22 protein-coding genes, 2 pseudogenes and 1 riboswitch are annotated in these 20,834 nt (G+C 37.9%); of the genes and pseudogenes, 5 read left to right on the plus strand and 19 right to left on the minus strand.

Annotated elements, in window-relative coordinates; all coding sequences use genetic code 11:
- Positions 1-23 precede the first annotated feature (23 nt).
- Positions 24-871: pseudogene (locus tag FLP15_RS01640) on the plus strand (MurR/RpiR family transcriptional regulator).
- 991 nt (positions 872-1,862) lie between these two features.
- On the plus strand, positions 1,863-2,171 hold the full coding sequence (locus FLP15_RS01645; RefSeq protein ID WP_120772647.1) for a DUF960 domain-containing protein: 309 nt from the start codon (positions 1,863-1,865) through the stop codon (positions 2,169-2,171).
- Between the two features lie 66 nt (positions 2,172-2,237).
- On the opposite strand, the gene FLP15_RS01650 is transcribed toward FLP15_RS01645, so the two are convergent.
- From FLP15_RS01650 to FLP15_RS01670, 5 genes are all read right to left on the minus strand, one after another.
- Positions 2,238-3,011, minus strand: a complete 774-nt coding sequence (locus tag FLP15_RS01650; protein ID WP_142765751.1) for a metallophosphoesterase — start codon at positions 3,009-3,011, stop codon at positions 2,238-2,240.
- Positions 3,012-3,188: 177 nt separating this feature from the next.
- A complete protein-coding gene (gene rpsR, locus FLP15_RS01655; RefSeq protein WP_075525977.1) occupies positions 3,189-3,434 on the minus strand; it encodes a 30S ribosomal protein S18 in 246 nt (81 codons plus the stop codon).
- 74 nt (positions 3,435-3,508) lie between these two features.
- Positions 3,509-4,003: a single-stranded DNA-binding protein gene (locus tag FLP15_RS01660; protein ID WP_142765752.1), complete on the minus strand. Its 495-nt coding sequence runs from the start codon at positions 4,001-4,003 to the stop codon at positions 3,509-3,511.
- Positions 4,004-4,027: 24 nt separating this feature from the next.
- On the minus strand, positions 4,028-4,321 hold the full coding sequence (rpsF, locus tag FLP15_RS01665; protein WP_142765753.1) for a 30S ribosomal protein S6: 294 nt from the start codon (positions 4,319-4,321) through the stop codon (positions 4,028-4,030).
- A 132-nt stretch (positions 4,322-4,453) separates the two neighbouring features.
- Positions 4,454-5,308, minus strand: a complete 855-nt coding sequence (locus FLP15_RS01670) for an undecaprenyl-diphosphate phosphatase (RefSeq protein WP_142765754.1) — start codon at positions 5,306-5,308, stop codon at positions 4,454-4,456.
- Between the two features lie 413 nt (positions 5,309-5,721).
- Positions 5,722-5,897, plus strand: a riboswitch (Lysine riboswitch).
- Between the two features lie 262 nt (positions 5,898-6,159).
- On the opposite strand from FLP15_RS01670, the pseudogene FLP15_RS01675 reads away from it, so the two are divergent.
- Positions 6,160-7,619, plus strand: a pseudogene (locus FLP15_RS01675) (amino acid permease).
- 25 nt (positions 7,620-7,644) lie between these two features.
- Here FLP15_RS01675 and FLP15_RS01680 read toward each other — a convergent pair.
- From FLP15_RS01680 to FLP15_RS12910, 6 genes are all read right to left on the minus strand, one after another.
- Positions 7,645-8,061: a hypothetical protein gene (locus tag FLP15_RS01680; RefSeq protein WP_142765755.1), complete on the minus strand. Its 417-nt coding sequence runs from the start codon at positions 8,059-8,061 to the stop codon at positions 7,645-7,647.
- A gap of 14 nt (positions 8,062-8,075) precedes the next feature.
- The gene (locus tag FLP15_RS01685) at positions 8,076-8,405 is read right to left on the minus strand and encodes a hypothetical protein (RefSeq protein ID WP_142765756.1); all 330 of its coding nucleotides are present in this window, start codon (positions 8,403-8,405) and stop codon (positions 8,076-8,078) included.
- 152 nt (positions 8,406-8,557) lie between these two features.
- A complete protein-coding gene (gene dnaX / locus FLP15_RS01690) occupies positions 8,558-10,216 on the minus strand; it encodes a DNA polymerase III subunit gamma/tau (protein ID WP_142765757.1) in 1,659 nt (552 codons plus the stop codon).
- Positions 10,217-10,231: 15 nt separating this feature from the next.
- Positions 10,232-10,885: a phosphotransferase gene (locus FLP15_RS01695; RefSeq protein WP_142765758.1), complete on the minus strand. Its 654-nt coding sequence runs from the start codon at positions 10,883-10,885 to the stop codon at positions 10,232-10,234.
- Between the two features lie 15 nt (positions 10,886-10,900).
- On the minus strand, positions 10,901-11,389 hold the full coding sequence (locus tag FLP15_RS01700) for a GAF domain-containing protein (RefSeq protein ID WP_142765759.1): 489 nt from the start codon (positions 11,387-11,389) through the stop codon (positions 10,901-10,903).
- Positions 11,390-11,449: 60 nt separating this feature from the next.
- Positions 11,450-11,698: a hypothetical protein gene (locus FLP15_RS12910; RefSeq protein ID WP_142765760.1), complete on the minus strand. Its 249-nt coding sequence runs from the start codon at positions 11,696-11,698 to the stop codon at positions 11,450-11,452.
- On the opposite strand from FLP15_RS12910, the gene FLP15_RS01710 reads away from it, so the two are divergent.
- Positions 11,697-11,981, plus strand: a complete 285-nt coding sequence (locus FLP15_RS01710; protein ID WP_142765761.1) for a chorismate mutase — start codon at positions 11,697-11,699, stop codon at positions 11,979-11,981. The genes FLP15_RS12910 and FLP15_RS01710 overlap by 2 nt on opposite strands.
- A 23-nt stretch (positions 11,982-12,004) precedes the next feature.
- Here FLP15_RS01710 and FLP15_RS01715 read toward each other — a convergent pair whose 3' ends face one another.
- The gene (locus FLP15_RS01715; RefSeq protein WP_142765762.1) at positions 12,005-12,466 is read right to left on the minus strand and encodes a hypothetical protein; all 462 of its coding nucleotides are present in this window, start codon (positions 12,464-12,466) and stop codon (positions 12,005-12,007) included.
- A gap of 374 nt (positions 12,467-12,840) precedes the next feature.
- On the opposite strand from FLP15_RS01715, the gene FLP15_RS01720 reads away from it, so the two are divergent.
- Positions 12,841-13,041, plus strand: a complete 201-nt coding sequence (locus FLP15_RS01720) for a hypothetical protein (RefSeq protein WP_120772659.1) — start codon at positions 12,841-12,843, stop codon at positions 13,039-13,041.
- 40 nt (positions 13,042-13,081) lie between these two features.
- On the opposite strand, the gene glnA is transcribed toward FLP15_RS01720, so the two are convergent.
- The 7 genes from glnA to mutL all read right to left on the minus strand — a co-directional run bounded on the left by glnA (position 13,082) and on the right by mutL (position 20,646).
- A complete protein-coding gene (glnA, locus tag FLP15_RS01725; RefSeq protein WP_142765763.1) occupies positions 13,082-14,422 on the minus strand; it encodes a type I glutamate--ammonia ligase in 1,341 nt (446 codons plus the stop codon).
- Between the two features lie 114 nt (positions 14,423-14,536).
- Complete coding sequence (locus FLP15_RS01730) at positions 14,537-14,902, minus strand: MerR family transcriptional regulator (protein WP_142767401.1); 366 nt, start codon at positions 14,900-14,902, stop codon at positions 14,537-14,539.
- A gap of 164 nt (positions 14,903-15,066) precedes the next feature.
- A complete protein-coding gene (locus FLP15_RS01735; protein WP_142765764.1) occupies positions 15,067-15,495 on the minus strand; it encodes a low molecular weight protein-tyrosine-phosphatase in 429 nt (142 codons plus the stop codon).
- 606 nt (positions 15,496-16,101) lie between these two features.
- The gene (locus FLP15_RS01740) at positions 16,102-16,599 is read right to left on the minus strand and encodes a hypothetical protein (RefSeq protein WP_142765765.1); all 498 of its coding nucleotides are present in this window, start codon (positions 16,597-16,599) and stop codon (positions 16,102-16,104) included.
- Between the two features lie 2 nt (positions 16,600-16,601).
- On the minus strand, positions 16,602-17,603 hold the full coding sequence (gene ruvB / locus FLP15_RS01745) for a Holliday junction branch migration DNA helicase RuvB (protein WP_142765766.1): 1,002 nt from the start codon (positions 17,601-17,603) through the stop codon (positions 16,602-16,604).
- A gap of 476 nt (positions 17,604-18,079) precedes the next feature.
- The gene (gene ruvA, locus FLP15_RS01750) at positions 18,080-18,676 is read right to left on the minus strand and encodes a Holliday junction branch migration protein RuvA (RefSeq protein WP_142765767.1); all 597 of its coding nucleotides are present in this window, start codon (positions 18,674-18,676) and stop codon (positions 18,080-18,082) included.
- Positions 18,677-18,732: 56 nt separating this feature from the next.
- A complete protein-coding gene (mutL, locus tag FLP15_RS01755; RefSeq protein WP_142765768.1) occupies positions 18,733-20,646 on the minus strand; it encodes a DNA mismatch repair endonuclease MutL in 1,914 nt (637 codons plus the stop codon).
- Between the last annotated feature and the right edge of the window lie 188 nt (positions 20,647-20,834).

Here is a 20,834-nt window from a genome sequence, read left to right on the forward strand (position 1 = left end):
ACTCAACTTATAGGAGGCTTGACATGGCGCGTACGCTGATTAGCCGCATCAAGAGTTATTATGACAATCTCAGCAAATCAGACCAAGCAATTTCCGACTATTTGATTGCAAATATTGACAGTGCCGCGAGACTCTCAATTCAAGATTTTGCCAAAAACACTAATGTATCTACTGCCACAATATCCAGATTTTCTAAAAAGATTGGATTCAATTCTTTTCAAGAGCTGAAGCTCGCAATTCACGCTACAGATTCTGTCAGTACTGACGAATTTTTTAGTGAACTTTCACCTACTGACAGCTATAAGGAAATATTGACAAAAAACTTTAACGGAAACATTTCCTCATTAAATTCTACTTTAAATTTAGTAGATGAGCGCAAGCTCAACCAAACAATGGATATCCTACTTCGTGCAGAAACCTGTGGGTTTTTCGGCCTTGGGGTTCAAATGCTGTGGCTCTGATTGCTTATCACAAGTTCTTACGAATGCCTTTGCACTGTGTTTATCATCAAGATTTTCATTTTCAACAAATGCAGGCTGCTAAATTGACTTCCAAAGACTGCGCTTTTGTCATCTCGCATACTGGGAAAAATAGGGATACCATCCACCTTTTAGAAATTTTGAAAAGTCGTGGTGTTCCCGTCATCGCAATCACCTCTTTTGCCAGTTCACCTTTAGCTAAGCTCGCAGACATTGCTCTTATATCTATTTCAGAAGAAATTTCCTATCGTCCAGAAGCCGTGGCTTCTACCGTTTCACAAATTAGCTTACTTGATGCTCTATTCATGATGTATGGTATGAAAATGAAAGATGTTTCTGAGAGCACTCTATCTGAAATCAGAAAAGTCATCCGCGATTCTCGTTTACCATGAGATGACACACCATAATAGCAAGGAAACTGAATTAATTCGTTATAAAAAGCAACAGCAAGTTAACGTTACTTCCCAAACCTCTTAGCGTAAGAGTTCGTCAGAACAGTACAATGAGTGTAACGGATATACACTAGTGTAGGAAACGTTATCAAAACAAGTGCGTGCTATCTCTGCCTTACGGCTACGCTGTCAATGCTCGCTACGCCACTAAATGTAACAACTAGCATATCCGTAAGCGCTGAAGCGCAAACGGCTATCCTATAAAGGGGCTAGTCGCAATCCTTGAGTTTCGTCCGACTGCACTAGGGCGTTAGTGCTTTAGCACTTAGGCTTCTGGGACAAGACCACTTCGCCTTGCAACTTTAGTTGATTAGAGCGAATGGATAACGAAGCGAAGCGGAGGTGTGACCTCATATCGAAGATGTGAGGTTGTACCCTAAATTCAGTGGTGAGTTGCCCTTTTATCAGTCGCTTTGCCTTTTGCTCTTGCTGTTTTAGCAGCTAGCTTCGCATGACCCTAGGACATTTGTCCGTTTGCTTAGGGGCTTAAAGCCCCAAGAGCAAAAGGCATTGGCTGTAAGACACTAAAGTGCCGATGAACATTTGTCCTCTATCTCTAAGTCACTAAAGTGACAAGAATAGAGACAACGCCAAATGGCAATCAAACGGGCAACGTAGCGCAGCGAAGATAGCGGCTTGAGAAAACAGACAAATATTTTACGAAACTCTCACTAATAAACCTTGACTTCATTGGTCATTCTGCAATTCGTTTGCCTTTTGCTCTTAGGGACCCTGCTTCTAAGCAAATGTTTTAACGAATGCAGACCGTTTCGCAGTCTATTCTGGTGCGCTTTTACACTAGGCTGGCGCGAAGCACCGTAAATCATTGATATTCTTTACAATGATTTAGCTATAGTACACCTCATCTCATGGAGAAATTGACAAAAACGTTACTGATGAGGTGTATATTTCAAAGAAAGGATGTGAATTCATGGCATTTTCCAACACTCGACGTCGCTATGCTAGTTTTGATACCGTTGCGTCTATTCCCGGAGAAGTTATTGATGCTTTTTGGTACATTATTGACCACCACCTCAAAGGCGTTTTTCCCATGGAACCTGTGATTAACTTTGATTTAGTTAATTCTCATAATTTGCTTTCTATTCGCTTTTCTCAAGACAACAGCCCGACTGTTGTAGTCATTGATTTTGATTACCCTTTTGATGCTGCTTGGCCTCGCGAATATCGCGCTGTTGACAATATGGGACGCGAAACAATCATGACCGCCAGAGAGATGTAAGCAAATAAATCACTGACCAATCTTATTTGTCATTAAAAAAATTCTGTCAGCATACTGACAGAATTTTTATAATTCATAATACACGATTTCTGGCGGAACACCGAAACGAATCGGCAAAAAAGTCAGACCGATACCACAATTCACATACAGCTTTGTCTTATCATTGAGCTGATACATTCCGCTATCTGCACAACTCGAACCTTTATTTCGCAAGCGCCAATTTCCCAAACGAATCTGCCCACCATGACTATGCCCAGATAAAACCAAATCAAAATGATTCAATGTCTTCATATCTAAAATCGTATCTGGCTCGTGAACCACAAGTACCGAAAATGCCTCCATCGCTGGTAAAAGTTCAAAATCTGGTTTTCCTTCTCGCCAATCATCAACACCAGACACTGACAGTTTTTTCGTCAGTACTGACGAATTTTTTAAAATCGTAAAACCTGATTTTTCCAATATTTCTTCAACAAAAACCGAAGAATTTTTATCATCAAAATCGTGATTCCCAAGCACCGCGAACTTACCTAATGGCGCCGTCAGTGATGACAACATTAGAATTAATTCATCCCAATTCTGACGCTTTGCCCAAAGAACCTTATCAAATAAATCTCCAGAAAAAACAATGACGTCTGGATTTTCACTTTCCATATTTCTTGCAAACTTTTTAAAACGTTGAGGCGTTGTGTGCCAAGTAAAATGTGTATCTGTAAAATGAGCAACTTTTACACCCTGTTGCTGACCAATTTCTACATGTCTCACTTTCATCAGGTGAGGCTCTATAAAAATTCCATAAAGCAGCAGAGCTAAGAGTAATGCTCCAATCGTCAATTCAACCATTTGTCCATTTTATCATAAATTCACTGACAAAAAAACTGTCCTACAATCTCAAAGATTATCATATCCCAGAAAGTTGGTATCAGTTTCTGTCTGTTTGCTAAAGAAGTAAAGAACAAAGCCAGTAAGTTAGAACTAACAAAAGAAAAAAAGATTGTCTTAGACAATCTTTTATATTTTTTAGTTTTCGTCAGAAGCTACGAATGGAAGCAAAGCCATTACGCGCGCGCGTTTGATTGCTGTAACCACTTTACGTTGGTTTTTAGCTGATGTACCAGTCACGCGACGTGGCAAGATTTTTCCACGTTCTGAGATAAAACGTTTCAAAAGTTCTGTATCTTTGTAGTCAACGACTTCGATTTTATTAGCAGCGATGAAGTCAACTTTTTTACGGCGTTTGAAGCCGCCACGACGTTGTTGTGCCATTTTATTTCTCCTTATATTATTTTTTAATGTCCTGTTAAAGTTTCAAGATGGTTGCCTAGAGCAAATCCATTGTATTAGAATGGAAGATCATCATCCGAAATTTCCATCGGCGAGCTACCAAATGGGTCAGCATCACGACCAAAATTCGGTGTTGTATTATTGTTCGTTTGAGGACGTGAATTATTTGCAGACTGACTTGGTGCAGAGTATGAACCAGTAGCTGCTCCACCACCCATACCTTCACGAGCAGAACGACTTTCCAACATCTGGAAATTATCAGCCACAACCTCAGTCACGTAAACACGTTGACCCTGTTGATTTTCATAATTACGCGTTTGGATACGACCAGTAATACCGATCAAAGCTCCTTTTTTAGCCCAATTCGCCAAGTTTTCAGCTTGTTGACGCCAAATGACGCAATTAATAAAATCGGCTTCACGCTCACCATTAGCATTTTTAAATTGGCGGTTAACCGCCAATGAAAAAGTAGCAACAGCCTGATTTTGTGGGGTATAACGAAGTTCAGGATCGCGGGTAATGCGTCCTACTAATACAACATTATTAATCATGATGAACTTCTCCTATAAAGCCAATTAAGCTTCAACTTTAACAATCATATGACGAAGAATGTCAAGATTGATCTTAGCAAGACGGTCAAATTCGCTCAAAGCTTCTGAAGTTGTTTCAGCTTCAAAAGTTGCGATGTGGTACAAACCTTCGCGGAAATCATTGATTTCGTAAGCGAGTTTGCGTTTTTCCCAGTCTTTAGACTCAAGATTCACAGCACCGTTGTCAGTCAAGATAGCATCGAAACGTTCAACAAGGGCAGCCTTTGCTTCTTCATCAATGTTTGGACGAATAATGTAAAGAATTTCGTATTTAGTCATTGATTTTTCCTCCTTTTGGACTAATGACGCAGGTTGAGTCCTGCGTAAGTTGTGGATTTTTTCCCACAGAAGGTTATTATAGCAAATTTTTTTTGATTTGACAAGATAAAATTTCCCTAATCAAGAGAGAGATTATCCAACAATAGCTTTAACAGCAGCATAGACGAGCAATACTGCACCTAGTACAATCCTATATTTCCCAAAGAATGTGAAATCATGTTTCTTAACATAGTTCATCAAGAACTTAATCGCCAGCATTGAAACACCAAATGCGACTAAACAGGCCAATAGTAAGACGCTGAATTGTTCAAGATTTAACGAATTTCCATTCTTGAAAAAATGAAAGATTTTAACAAGACTGGCCCCAAACATAACTGGAATTCCTAAGAAAAACGTGAACTCAGCGGCTACTTCACGGCTTACTCCAATCAGCAGTGCCCCAACGATTGTTGCTCCTGACCGCGATGTCCCAGGCAAAAGAGATAAAACTTGAAACAGCCCGATATATAAGGCAAATCGATAAGGAAGACGGTCAATATTAAACACACTAAATTCATGATGAGGTACCCATTGACGCTCGATAACAATGAAAGCAATCCCATAAATGATTAACATAAAAGCTACAGGTACAAAGTGATAAAAATGTGCATCTAACCAATCATTAAGAGGTAACCCAATAATCGCAGCAGGCAGTGCAGCAATCAAAACTTTCAACCATAAACGCCAGGTCAATTGTATTTCACGCGGTGTTTTTTGCTTATCTTTAGGGTTTAGCTTATTGAAAGGGTTCAATTTATGAAAGTACAAAACAACAACGGATAAAATCGCTCCAAGTTGAATGACTACATCAAACATTTCCTTAAATGCAGCGGATTGATTCAGTCGAATAAATTCCTCAGCAATAATCAAATGACCTGTTGATGAAATAGGCAACCATTCAGTAATTCCCTCAATAATCCCTAAAATAATCGCACGAATAAAGTCCATATTTGGTTCTCCTAGAAGTTTTCAGTAAAATAGTCTATGAAGCTGTTTTTTCCCAACTATACTTTATAGCTCTGCCAAAAACAAACACAAAGTTGCCATTTTAGCAACTAGATTTTTGGGATGGGCAAACTCATATCTGTGATACGAGCGTGTATCCTTATTCAGCTTCACAAACTTACTGTTCATTTTTTACTTAGCAGAGGATTGTCTGCTCCATAATAAAGCGACAAGATAAGCACACTCCACTCTGCTTTCGTCCTACTACAAACTCATTCATTGTAAAAGGCAAGATGAGTTTTACTCCATAAGTATATCATAAAATCAAAACCAATAAACTTAAAAACTTAACTCACCTCGCCACTTTTTGTTTTGCCCTTGACATCACAATAAAAAAAAGTTATCATTTTGTATAACACATCGATAGAGGTCGCGACTGATATGAGTTTATGCCGAGCTGGAGCACAGCTAAGACGCATAAATAAGGAGAAGTCGCCGAAAGATTTTTGACGCTCATCAAAAATCTTGGGCTAGTGGGAAACACTCACTAGACTGTCGCCATGACATAGACACGGCGGGGGCTATTCGTTCAAGAAATTTTAAAAATTTTTCGTACGTTTAGCAATCTCTTTTGTAGATTGCTTTTTTCTTGTTTTCATTGGTTTATCAAACGATGTTACTATTGAAAACAAGCAAACTCAGATGTATAATAGTCCTGCTTTGATATTTGCTTGGCATGGACTGTCATTGGTTTATTAATCTACTTTTTGAGGTAATTCTAGTTGCAACATTAGCAGAAAATTAGCTTCTCTTTGCTAAACTAAACCATAGAATAAAATTTTTAGGAGAGAGTTTTGGAAAATTCTTTAAACACTGAAACCCAAGTTAAGCGTGGTTTAAAATCTCGTCATATCTCAATGATTGCTCTTGGGGAACTATTGGTACAGGTTTGTTTTTAACCTCTGGTGACGTTATTCACACGGCTGGACCATTTGGAGCTTTAACAGCTTATGTACTGATTGGATTGATGGTCTATTTTCTCATGACGTCCCTTGGAGAAATGGCAACTTATTTGCCAACTTCTGGGTCTTTTTCTGATTATGGAACACGTTATGTTGACCCCGCATTTGGTTTTGCACTTGGATGGAACTACTGGTTAAACTGGGCAATTACTGTTGCCGTTGATTTGACTGCCGTCGCACTTTGTATGAAGTTTTGGCTACCAAATGTACCAAGCTGGGTCTTTTCATTGATTGCCCTTGTTATTGTTTTTTCGATTAATGCATTATCTGTTAAAACCTTTGGTGAAACTGAATATTGGTTATCCGCTATTAAAATCACGGTTGTCATCATTTTCTTGATTGTTGGTTTCTTGTCTATTTTTGGAATCATGGGCGGGCATATTGATGTAGCAAAAAATCTGTCCGTTGGTAATCATGGGTTCGTGGGTGGTCTAGGAAGTTTCACTACTGGTGGAGGAATACTTGGTGTACTTTTAGTTGCTGGTTTCTCATTTCAAGGAACAGAGTTACTTGGTATTACTGCTGGGGAAACCGAAAACCCAGATAAATCTATCCCAAAAGCTATGAATTCTATCTTCTGGCGTATTCTTATTTTCTATATCCTATCCATTTTTGTGATGGCTGCGATTATTCCATTCACTGACCCTCACTTAGTCGGAGGTGATTCTGCTGCTCAAAGTCCGTTCACCATTGTCTTCCAACGCGTAGGATTATCTATCGCTGCTAGTGTTATGAACGCTGTGGTTTTGACTTCTGTCATCTCGGCGGCAAACTCTGGAATGTATGCTTCTACTCGGATGCTTTATTCTCTTGCTAAAGATGGTGGGGCTCCAAAGATTTTCTCAAAAACGTCTAAAAATGGTATCCCTTTTATCGCTTTACTTTCTACAACTGCAATCGCACTTCTGACTTTCTTGACTTCGATTTATGGTGTTAGCTTTTTCACTTTCCTTGTATCAGCTTCTGGTTTAACTGGTTTTATTGCTTGGATTGGGATTGCCATTAGTCATTTCCGTTTCCGTCGTGCTTATGTTGCACAGGGTAAAGAGGTCAAAAAACTCCCTTATCTTGCTAAACTTTTCCCATTCGGTCCTATTTTGGCTTTGATTATGACTATTTTAGTAACTTTAGGTCAAGACCCTATGTTACTTTTTGGCAAATCATGGATACAAGGTGTCATTATGTATGCTGCAATCCCTCTCTTCATTGCCCTTTATCTCGGATATAAGATTAAAAATAAGACGAAACTTATCCCGCTCAAGGATGTAGATTTGAGTCGTCATAAAGATTAATACAAAAAACCGCCTGTTGCGGTTTTTATTTTTCTATAACTTTCAAATCCCGTTGGAATTTTTTCTCTGAGTAGACCTCCAGCGCGCCATCTGGGGCTTTTACAAGGTATTCTCCTATCTTGCCAAATGCTGGAATCCGAACTTGGTTTACAACAAGATAAATCACATCAGCATAGGCATTCTTCATTTTATTAGGTGAGATATAGAGTCCAATCCAGTCCAAGCTCTCTAACTCATCACCAATACTTGTGTGCGTTGTTAGAGTATTTTTTATCATTCCTTGTTTCTCCAACTTACGTTTTTCCGCAATATCCATAACAAGTTGACCACTCCACGAGAGTTGCTCTCTCTTAAACGCTTCAATGACCCATTGTTCATTTTGAGGTTTGTCTGTACTGATTTTCCAAAAATCAATGATAGTATTCCCTAATTTCGCTTGCATCACTTTTCCTCTCCCTATATCTTATATTCTTTCTCAAAATTTTTACACTCTACGACCTTATAGCAGCTTTCATCCTTTTTTATGAGATAATCTCCAGAAAAGCCTTTTTGGTTTAGAAATGCATCAGATATAACGAGATAGAGATGAGGAGTTTTATTTTTATAAGTGCGTGATAGTTTTTTGAAACCTGGCATTAACGTTAGACCTGTATTCAAGTTATCACTGTCATTCCAAAATATTTTCCTTTTCTCAAATGCTATTTTTACCCAATTGGGTTGTGTTTTAACATCAGTAAGGGAAATTTGCCATGCTTCAACTGTAACTTCGCCAAGTTTCGCTTGCATTTTAGACTCCTTTTTTACTGCATCAGTACCTCGTTTTTTACTTTTATATTATTTAAGCGATAGCGCTTTCTTTCATCTATTACTATTATAACATTCCCAAAATAAAAGCGCAATATAATATTGCGCTTTTATTACTTTTGTTTACACTGATTTTAATCATTAATTTCAACAACTTTTTCTCCAAAAAGTTCTTTTGCCATTGCAAGACCCTCATCTTCATGTTCTGGCTCTTCTGGTTGACTTTCTTGAGGTTTTTCAGCTTTAAGATTTGCGACGTATTCTGCCCGAATAGACTGCCAATCACTTTCCGCTAATGCAATAATTTCTGGTGAGAAACCCGTAATTGAACTTAGCAGATTACCACAAGTCAGTTGTAAATCATCATTTTCTGTCACGCGCTTCGCAAGATTACTGTGCGGAAATGTAACAACTACAAAATTTTCAGAGGCTGCAACTGGTGCAGTATTGTTGAGCAGCGCTCGTTCAGCTGGCTTCCCAATACTTGCAACAAGTTCTGGCCAAGCTGACAAGACTGATTTTCTAGCATCATTTGTTGCTTCAGATAGCGCTTTATAGACTAAATCTTTATTAATATGATTTTTATTTACTGACGAATTTTTGACTGTTTTTTTGGTTTCTGTCAGTGTGCTTGATTGTGTTGTATTATTTTGATTAGAAATCTGGCTTTTCAACTCTGCAATCTCAGATTTTAACGCTTGAATTTCTTGTTCAAAGTGAGTTGACGAATCTTCAGATATTTCTTGAGATTCTGTCAGTACTGACAGATTTTTTCCAACTTCTGACAAACGCATTGTCATCACATCTGCTGCGATTTTGGTCTGCGTTGTTTCTTTAATCGTCTTTAAACTCTCTATAGCAATATCAATCCATGCAAAAATTCGACTTCTGTCAGTACTGACAGACTTGTCTAACAACATATCTCGAAAATGAGCTAATAAATCCTCGGTGAAGCGCAACATATTTTTTCCTTCAGAAAAAACATAATCCAATTGCTCCAAAGCCTTATTTTCGTCATTAACTGACAAAGCCTGAATATAGCTGACAAGCGCCTCATTGGCAATAGAACCTGTTACCAACAGTGCATCTTTCTCTTGTAAAGTGCCTTCAGAAAATGACAGAGCTTGGTCCAGTAACGAAAGTGCATCACGCATTCCGCCCTCGGCTGATTTAGCAATGACATCCAATGCTTCAGGTGCAAACTCAACTTGTTCATCAGACAAGATTTCAGCTAAATGAGTTCTAATATCACTTGTCGTAATCGCCTTGAAAGCAAAACGCTGAACACGAGAAATAATCGTTGCTGGAATTTTCTGCAACTCTGTTGTTGCAAGAATAAAGACAACATTTTCCGTAGGCTCTTCCAATGTCTTCAAAAGTGCATTAAAAGCCCCTGTTGAGAGCATATGAACTTCATCAATGATATAAACTTTGTAAGTCGCAGTAGAAGCAGCATATGTCGATTTGTCGCGAATCTCACGAATTTCATCTACCCCATTATTTGATGCAGCATCAAGCTCAATGACATCTTCTAGCGTTCCTTTTGTGATTGACTCACAAATAAAGCATTGATTACAAGGTTCTCCGTCCACTTGATTGGGGCAGTTAATTGCCTTAGCAAATATTTTTGCAGCTGAAGTTTTCCCCGTTCCGCGCGGTCCACTAAAAAGATAAGCATGAGAAATCTGATGATTGACAATAGCATTTTTCAATGTGGTTGTTACCACTTCTTGCCCAACCATTCCATCAAAGCGCTGCGAGCGATATTTTCTATATAAAGCTTGATAAGCCATGATTAACCTTTATTTCTAATATAAATCCTGTTGCTCACTATAATTAAAATCTTTGAGAATCTCTGTTGTTGCATCACGAGATTGGATAAGTGCGTCAATATCTTCTGACTGATAGTTTTTTAACGCCCAACAAAGTGCAAAAATTCTCGCACGTTCAATCGTTGCAGCATCAGCTTCCGCTGCACTGAAAAATATTTTACGCGCTTTTTCATCAAAAATTGCCCAAGCTACCGCTAAATCACAAGCTGGGTCACCTATCACAGCCCTGTCAGCACTGACAACATCAACAAGTTTTCCATTAGTAACACGCAAATTTTGAGGAACAAAATCTCCTAATACCCAGACTAAGTCTTTGCCCCAAGGTTTATTAGCTGCACGTTCAAATTTTTCCTGAAGCAAATCAGCAGGCACAATTTTTTGATATTGTTTCAAAAGCATCGAAAACTCTGACTCAAAAAAAGACAAATCGGAACCAGCAAAATTATTTTCAAAGCTTGGAGCGCTATTTTCTTCACCAGCAGGTAGCCTGTGTAACTGATACAAAAAATATCCCAATTCACGAGCAAACTCTCTAGTATCACCAATATTTCCTGGATTTACTGGTTGTCCAGAGTTTCCGTCAGTAATTCCAAATCTGTCAGCAATAAATTTATCAACAATTTCACTCATCGTTCGTCCTTTCAATTAAGCAACTTCGAAAAATTTAAAATCTGTCATTTCACATAAAATTTCTGCAAATTCTTCCAAATACTTCTCATCAATCTCATCATAAAAACCGACTTCTGAGCTATCTAAATCAAGCACACCTACAACTTTTCCGCTTTTAACAAGTGGTACAACAATTTCTGACATCGCCCGCCCATCACAAGAAATGTAATTTTTATGTTTTTTCACATCATCAACAATCATTGTTTCACATTTCTCGGCAGACTCACCACAAACACCTTTACCCATTGTAATTTCAACACAAGAAACCGAACCTTGAAAAGGTCCCAAAATTAGTTTTTCACCATTATAAAGATAAAACCCCGTATAAACTTGATTTGGCAAAAAATCCCATAATAAACTGCTCGCATTTGCTAAATTTGAAATCGTATAATTCTGCTCACTCAAGAGTCCTTTTAGCTGTAAATTCAGCATTTCATAACCATCTATTTTTTCTTGTTTATTCATGATAACCCTCTTCATAAAGATATGAATCAATTATATCATTTTTCAAGAACAATTTTTAGATTATATTTTCTTCTTCACATCTGAAAACCTTAATTGAACTGACCACAAATTACCTATAAACATAATCCTCCCTACTCCTTTAAGAATATATCTCCGTGCTTTCAGCACTACGCTGTCCATTGGATTGTCATTTGGCGTTGCTGCTTGCCAATGGTCCTGCGAAGCTATGTGCTGAAGCACAAAGAGCCAAATGGCATTTTTCATCATTTCTTGCAAATCATACTCACATCTTGGTATAATAAAGAACATGAACTTAAAAGACCTCAGATGTGAAATTGACCAAATAGACGAACAAATTACTCAACTTCTTGAACAGCGTATGAATCTTGTACTTGATATTGCTAAAACCAAGAAAATCCAAAAGATTGAAGTTGTTGATCTTTCACGTGAACAGCTTGTTCTTGACCGTATTGCACAAAAAGTGCAAAACCCCGAATATCGCTCCACGATTGTAAATACCTATCAAGATATTATGAAAAATTCTCGCGCCTATCAACAAGATTTTCTTAAAGAAAACAAAAAAACAGACTGATAGAGTATCATCAGTCTGTTTTTTTACAAATTAAATTGACCAGCCAAGCTATCTTTTAACATCATATATTCCAATTGTGGAAGGTCAAGTAAAACCAATTTACTATTATCCAGTAGTTTTTTTGACTTCAAACTATTCAAAAAGCCTTTAATCTCTGTTGTTCCAAGATATAAACATTCCAAAAAGACGATATGCTTTTTGGCACTCATCTGATTAATAAACCAATCAAAGTCATCCTGAGTCATAGCTATATCAATATCTGAACGACGTACAACCGTTAAATCTTCTTCTTCACTTTTGATATCCGCCGCTAAAGTTTTAAAAATGCTAGTGTCCATCTTTGAACCGCCAGTGACTCCATCCGTTACATCCTCAACTATCGCATCTTCAGCTTCAGCATAAGCACCACGGTCAATCATTGCAACGACAGCAATTTCACCATATTTTAAAGTTTTGAGTGAATCTTTTAAATCATTGAGTTCCATTATCTTTGTGCACAACCCTTTAGTTTTCTAGCAAAATATCACAATTTTTGTAAACTACGTTCCATTGCTACATCATCCTAAAACTAAAGAACCTGTATTCCTTTCCCAATTTTTGAAATATTATCGCTAATTTATTGCAGAAATCAGCAACGAATACCATCAACTTCTCAATCTCATGATAAAACAACCATAAAAATCAATTTACAGTCAATCTAGCATACCTCCAGTTTACACTGAGTTTGTGAATTTTTCAAAAAATAAGCCTCCATTTTGTGAAAATACAAAGTCAAATTCAGATAAAATAATATTCCTTTTCCCTTTGCACTTCATGTATTCTTTGCTATAATAGTCTAAAATGGGAAAGAGGACAATATATGAAATTCCAATTTAAAGGAATCAGTTCTTATGAAGAACACGAAGAAAGCAATTACGTTGGTGCTGTTCACAAATCAGTCATCCTTGAATTTGCTAATCTTCAAGATGCAATTAACTACTCTGCTGACCACAAAGATTTCATTATTTCAGAAGATGGAAAGTCAGCCTTTCGAGTCCTTGAAATTTGCGAACTTCCTTAAACACAAAAAGCACATCAAATGATGTGCTTTTTTTATTTTCTTAATAAAGTTCCAAATAATTATCAATTTCCCATTGTGAAACGAATTGTGCGTAGCTTGCCCACTCAATACGTTTAGCTTCAACAAAATTAACAAGTACGTGTTCACCCAATGCTTCTGTAACTACATCATCTTCACGCAATGCTTTAACCGCATTGTGTAAAGTTGAAGGCAAGTCAGTAATCCCATGTGCTTTACGTTCTTCTTCAGTCATCACATAAATATTTGACTCAATCGCTTCTGGAGCTTCCATTTTGTTTTCAACTCCATCAAGTCCTGAAGCAAGAAGAACAGAGAGAACCAAATATGGATTCGCTGTTGGGTCAACTGAACGAAGTTCTACACGAGTTGACATTCCACGTGATGCAGGAACACGAATTAGAGGTGAGCGGTTACGACCAGCCCAAGCAACATATACAGGAGCTTCATAACCAGGAACAAGGCGTTTATAACTGTTTACAGTTGGATTTGCAATTGCTGTAAAGTTGTATGCATGCTTCAAAAGACCAGCAATAAAACTGTTAGCCGTTGCAGAAAGTCCCATATCACCTGTTGGGTCTGCAAAAGCATTTTTACCATCTTCTGTAAACAATGACATATTACAATGCATACCAGAGCCATTGATTCCATGAACAGGTTTAGCCATAAAGGTTGCGTGTAAACCATGTTTACGAGCAATTGTTTTAACAACGAGTTTGAAGATTTGAATATTGTCGCAAGCTTTCAAAGCATTTGCATATTTGAAGTCAATCTCGTGCTGACCAATCGCAACTTCGTGGTGAGAAGCCTCTACTTCAAAACCAAGGTCTGTCAATACGTTGACAATTTCGCGACGTGTATTGCCAGCAAGGTCAGTTGGAGCGAGGTCAAAATAGCCACCTTTATCGTTGACTTCAAGTGTTGGTTCAGCATTTTCATTCAGCTTGAAAAGGAAAAATTCTGGTTCTGGTCCAAGGTTAAAGCTCTTAAATCCAAGCTTTTCCATAGATTTCAGATTACGTTTCAGCACACCACGTGGATCCCCTGCAAATGGTTCCCCTTCTGGAGTGTAAACATCACAGATAACTCCTGCAACTTTACCGTATTCATCACCCCAAGGAAAGACAATCCAAGTATCAAGGTCTGGGTAAAGATACATATCTGATTCGTTAATACGAACAAAACCTTCGATTGATGAACCATCAAACATCATTTTGTTTTCAAATAATTTATCCAACTGTTCATCTGTGGCTGGAACTTCTACGTTTTTGAGTGTTCCGAGGATATCAGTGAACATCAAACGCAAAAATTTAATGTCCTTCTCTTTGACATCACGACGGATGTCTGCTGCTGTGATTGCCATGATTTGGTCTCCTAATTAAAAGATTGAGCTCAAGTCTTTTGAAATATCTATCAAAAGCTGAGACTCTGTTTTCATTTTCGTTGTAAAGGAGGTTGACAGTAGCGTAAACCAAATTTACATGCGAGGTTGACTGAAATTAGTAGGGTCGGGAGTCCCGAATCGTCCTTGTTGGGCAAATTCGTGTTCGAGTGCATGGTGTACTTCGCTAATTGATAATGTCTGGGCTTTCTTAGCATTCCTTTTAGCATAGATTGCTTTGATATCTGCAATATTGTTTCCCTCATGCAATAAATCAGCAATATCAAAAAGTGCATCAATGTCATTGAGCGAATACATTCGACGATTACCATCGTTCCGCTCTGGAAAAATCAGCTCTTGCTCTTCGTAATAACGAATCTGCCGAGCACTCAAATCAGTGAGTTTCATGACGGTTCCAATCGGAAGCACCGCCATAGAGCGTCTTAATTCACGTTCTTTCACTAAAATCTCGCCTCCATGTTTTTTATTATAGACCTTGAATTTTATAATGTCAAGGATTGATGTGAGCTTTTCTAACATCTATTTCTTTTGTTCGGAAATATCGAACTTTTTGTACTAACAAATTGATACTTCAATACAAGTTTACAAAAGCTAAACAATATTAATCAAGATAATAATTGTTTGCAACCTCTGCTGATAAGTCTATACGTTTCCTCAAAATTTCCGGTGTACCATGGATCTGGTACAGGATTATCTAACAACATTGTTATTTTATTTTGTGAATTCACAGGGGCAAGTTTTTTTAAATCATCTACATTCGAGTCATCCATCGCAATAATATAATCGAAGTGCTCAAAATCATCCTTTGAAATCTGTTGACTAACTTTTTGATTGTCAAATTTTATATTTTTTTCTACAAAGATATTTTTCGTACCTGGGTGAATAGGGTTCCCATGTTCCCAAGATGAAGTAGCGCGGCTTTCGATATGAAAATCATCGTTACGTCCTGCTTTTAAAGCTAGGTCTTTCATTACAAATTCTGCCATCGGACTTCGGCAGATATTACCTAAACATACAAATAATATTTTTTCCATCTTCTCATACTTTCAAAATGTTTGTCTGAAGTTACTTAAAAAGTTTATATCTATGAAATTTATACTCGCTTACCTTTGAATTTTTTCTAAGAAAACATTAGGTAGCTCCGCTATCCATTAACTGTATCTCCACTTCGTTATGCTGTTAATTTCACCAACCAACTAAAAGTCGGAAGTTCAAATCGCAATCTACTAATTCAACAGCGCCAAATAGAAACTGCAACGATTTACCTTTCGCACTCACAGCCTTGATGCAGTCATCAATCAAAAAAGGAATTTACATATGTGCAACTTTAACTTTTAGACGAACATCTAGCCATTAAATAGTATTAGATGCTCTCTTTGTCATAGATAAAAGCTATACTCCCATTATACCTTATTTTACAGGTTTTTTTGGATATTTCTGGCAATGAAGTCAAGACTTAGTGCTGCTTTTATCTCCGAGCTAAGAGGTCGGAGTATTGCGACTAGCCAGCCGTTTGCGCTTTAGCGCTTACGGATATGCTAGTTGTTTCACCTAGTGGCGTAGCGAGCATCAACAGCGTAGCCGTAAGGCGGAGATAGCACGCACTTGCTTTGATAAAAAAATAATCTACAAAAAAGAGATTATTTTTCCTTTTTCAAATACTCTAAAACTGTTTCTACCGTCTGCTCCGATGTTTTTTCGGTATTATCAACGAACAAGTCTGATTTTTCAAATTCAGCGACACCTTCATTATACATTTCTTGAATACGATGTTGTTCCCATTCATCCAGTTCACGAGTTCCTCGGTTAGTCATACAACTTTCTAAACTTGGGCATAAGGTTATTACTATAAAATCCGCATGCCCAGCAGTAATTTTACTAATTTTGTCAAAGCTTTCTAGGTACATTGGATATGCAAAGATGATAGTGTCCAATCGCGCTTCAGTAATCAATTCTTCTAAAAGCGTATAAAGCTTATGGAGCCGTGCATTGATTCTATCAGTGAATGACGGGAAAGCTGCGTCTGTTGTCAGTTCATCACACTCGATAAAAATACTATTAGGTAATCTTTCCGATAGAAGTTTTGAAATTGTTGATTTCCCAGAGTTTATTGGTCCATTGATATTAATCACTCTCATCTTCAATCCTCATGATTATAGACATATCCAAGATGTTCGTATGCTAGCTTAGTTGCCTTTCGTCCTTGCTTCGTCCTCATAAGGAATCCTTTTTGAATCAAATAGGGCTCATACATATCCTCAACTGTTTCTCTATCCTCAGCGATATTAACTGCTAATGTACCAAGTCCAACAGGACCACCATTATACATCTCAATCATTGTCTTCAAGATTTTCTGGTCAATGTAGTCTAATCCAGCATTATCTACATCAAGAATTGTGAGTGCTTTATCTGTAATTAACTTATCCACTCGACCATCACCCATAATCTGAGCAAAATCACGCACACGCTTGAGTAAACGATTCGCAATACGTGGTGTGCCACGCGAACGTAGCGCGATTTCCAAGGCTGCGTTATCAATAACTTCTATTTCGAAAATATCTGCCGTCCGATTGACAATTTCTTCCAAGTCTTTGTCGGCATAGTATTCCATATGTGCTGAAATACCAAAACGTGCGCGCAAAGGATTTGACAACATTCCTGCACGTGTTGTTGCTCCAACCAAAGTAAATGGCGGTAAATCTAGATGAACGCTGCGCGAACCATCACCAGAACCTAGCATGATATCAATATAAAAGTCTTCCATCGCGCTGTAAAGGACTTCCTCGACTTGCATTGGCATTCGATGAATTTCATCAATGAAAAGAACATCGCCCGGCTCAAGCTCGTTGAGAATCGCAACTAAATCTCCTGGTTTCTCGATTGCTGGTCCTGCAGTTTGTTTAATATTAACTCCTAGTTCATTAGCAATTACAAATGCCATTGTTGTTTTACCGAGCCCTGGAGGCCCAAAAAGTAAGACGTGGTCAAGCACTTCCTCACGTAATTTTGCAGCTTTGATAAATATTTCTAACTGGTTTTTGACTTTGTCCTGACCAATATACTGACTAAAATATTGTGGTCTGAGGGATTTTTCCAATTGTACTTCGTCATCCATTGATTCTTTGTTTAAAATGTCGTTCATATTATCCTCATTATATCAAGATGTGAGGCTGATTGTCCAGAACTCCTGAAAATTGCCACTTGGCTCTTTGTGCTTCAGCACATAGCTTCGCATGACCCTAGGACATTTGTCCGTTTGCTTAGGGGCTAAAGCCCAAGAGCAAAAGGCATTGGCTGTAAGCTGCTAAAGCAGCAACGCCAAATGGCAATCCAATGGACAGCGTAGTGCTGAAAGCACGGAGATAGTAAAAGACGGAGATGAGCTTTGCTCATTGGAGACTTTTATCTATTTTCCTGAGTTCTAAGTAGCCGAATTCAATTACAAGATGTGAGCACGATTTGCAAGAAATGATGAAAAATAGGAAAACTCGGAAAGAAACGAAGTTTCTTGGAGAGATTTATCTTTTTTCACTCATTTCTAATCGTACGAACTCAATTATTACAAGATGTGAGCAACACCGTCAAGAAGCATTGTAAATTCTGTCAGTGCTGACAGAATTATTTCATCATTAATTTTAGGGCAGACTTGATATATTCTTCGCTTGTCAGACCTTTCTGATTTGCCAATTCTTTTTCGACTTTTTTCAACTCAGTGGCTCTGTAACCGAGTGCTTGTAGAGCTTCTATCGCTTCCTCTAGCGCCACATTATTACTGTCAGTGCTGACAGAATTTACTGTAAGTGCTGACGAAGTTGTTAAGTCAAATTTTCCAGCTAAGTCAAGCACCATCTGCATCGCCGTTTTCTTACCAACTCCTGGAAATTTGGTCAGATATTTGATGTCATTGCTATCAATGGCGTTAATCAGTCCTTCGTTGTCACTTGCCGCAATAATTGCAAGTGCTGATTTCGGTCCAATCCCAGAAACACTAATCAAGCGCAAAAAAAGTGATTTTTCACCTTCATTGATGAAACCATACAAAGTATGAGCATCCTCTCGAATGACCTGATGCACAAAAACTTTAATTTCAGTATTCATCGTTGCTGACCAGGCATAAGGATTTGCAACACTGACCAGATACCCCACCCCTTGCACATCAATAACAATATGAGTTGGGGAAATTTTAACTAATTTTCCATTAAGATATTCAAACATTTTTCTACTTTTCTAATATTGATTGAGCTACTGACAGAGTTTCTGTCAGTAACTTTCTAATCAAAATCTTTCCATGTTGCAGCTTTTGAGCGATGTGTTTCTTGAATTCTTCTAAACATCTTCTGAATATCATCATCAGAAAAATGCACAATCGTAGGTCGCCCATGCGCACAACTGTAAGGATTTTCACAGGTTGCTAATTCTCTTAGAAGATTTCTTGCCGATTCGGCATCTAGCGGATGATTCGCCTTGATTGAACTCTTGCAAGCTACCATTTGCGCTAGTTCATGCCGATATTTTTTTAGTGAAAATTCCTTAGAGGATAGGATAATATCAATCATCTCATTGATAGAAGTTTCAATCTCATTTTCTTTTAACCAAATGGGATGTTCTCTCAGAATAAATTGATTTTCCCCATATTCTTCTAAGAAAATTCCAGCTTCATGGAGTAAATCTTTTTTTTCTGACAAAATCAAGGCATCATTTTTAGGTAAATCAAAGAGATAAGGAGCCAACAACAATTGCTGTTCCATACTCACTTCTCCTATTTTGTCTTTCCAATATTCATATTTGACACGCTCTTGAGCAGCGTGTTGGTCCACCAAATATAATCCTTCTGGTGCCTGACACAACAGGTAAGTCGCATGAAGCTGGGCTAAGTATTCCAGCTGGGGAAAAGCTTGTTTTGTTTCTGTCAGCACTGACGAACCCTCACTATCAGCAACATTATCCACTGACAGATTTTTGTCAGCAAATGATGCTACTATATCAGCGCTATCAGTAGCAATTTGGGGCTCCACCCATTCTTCTCTTATTAAATTTTCATTTTTATTAAACACATTTGTTTCACTAACATAGAAATCTTGTCGTGTTTTATCATAATATAAAGGTGATTGTTGCAATGGTAGCTCTGTTTGCACATTATTTTCAACTTTTGACACCGGACGCTTTTGCAAATTCTCCAAAGCATCAGGGATGAGAACTCCGTCAAGAAATGCTTCTTCAATCCCTCTGGAAATCAACGCCATCAATTCTTTCTCTTTTGACAAACGTACTTCTTGTTTAGTTGGATGAACATTGACATCCGCAAGTTTTGAATCAATATGGATAGACAACACAGCAATCGGAAATCGTCCCACCATCAAGCGGTTACCATAGCCATCCAAAATTGCACGATTAAGCAAGAAATTTTTAATAAATCTCCCATTAATTAAGAGTGTAATATAATTTCGGTTAGCACGAGAAAGCTCAGGTAAACTAACATAACCCGTCAACTCAAAATCCAAATCTGACTTTTCCACGAGTCGCATCTTTTTAGCCGTTGCAATCCCATAAACAGAAGCAATAACTTGGCGCAAATCACCCGAACCACTCGTTCTTAAAAATTCTCGCCCTTCATTAACTAACGTGAAAGAAATTTCCGGATGTGCTAAACTCAAACGGTTAACAATATCCGTAATGTGCGATAATTCTGCCTGCAAAGACTTGATGTATTTAAGTCTTGCTGGTGTATTGTAAAACAGATTGGCAACTGAGATTTTTGTTCCTGAACGCCTTGCCAAAGGTTCAATTGTCGTAATCTCACCCCCTCTAGCAACAAGTTTAGTCCCTGATTCTTCAGCACTCACACTTGTCTCAATCGTAAATTCACTGACAGATGCAATTGACGGAATCGCCTCTCCCCGAAATCCTAATGTACGAATCCGAAACAAGTCTCCCGCCTCTTTGATTTTACTTGTAGCATGACGTCTAAGTGCCACTGCAACATCTTCTTTTTCTATCCCAGAGCCATTATCCGTGACTTCAATTAGACGAAGTCCAGCTTCCTCAACTTTGATGATAATTTTATCGCTTCCTGCGTCAATAGAATTTTCAACCAGCTCCTTCACAACACTTGCTGGTCTTTCAACCACTTCTCCAGCCGCAATTTGATTGGCGAGACTTTCATCAAGTTCAATAATTTTTCCCACGACACCCCTCGCTTTCTCACTAAACTCATGAAATCAGACTTTGATTTACTCTAAGAGTGACTAGATATTCCGATAAATACAAAACGTATGACTTCACAACTTCATCTTATTTTTTCTGAAAATTAATTCTAATTATAACACAAAAAGCGGTTGCCCGCTTTTCCATTTTTCTATCAAAAATTAACTTT

The organism is Lactococcus protaetiae (assembly GCF_006965445.1).
Classification (GTDB): domain Bacteria; phylum Bacillota; class Bacilli; order Lactobacillales; family Streptococcaceae; genus Lactococcus; species Lactococcus protaetiae.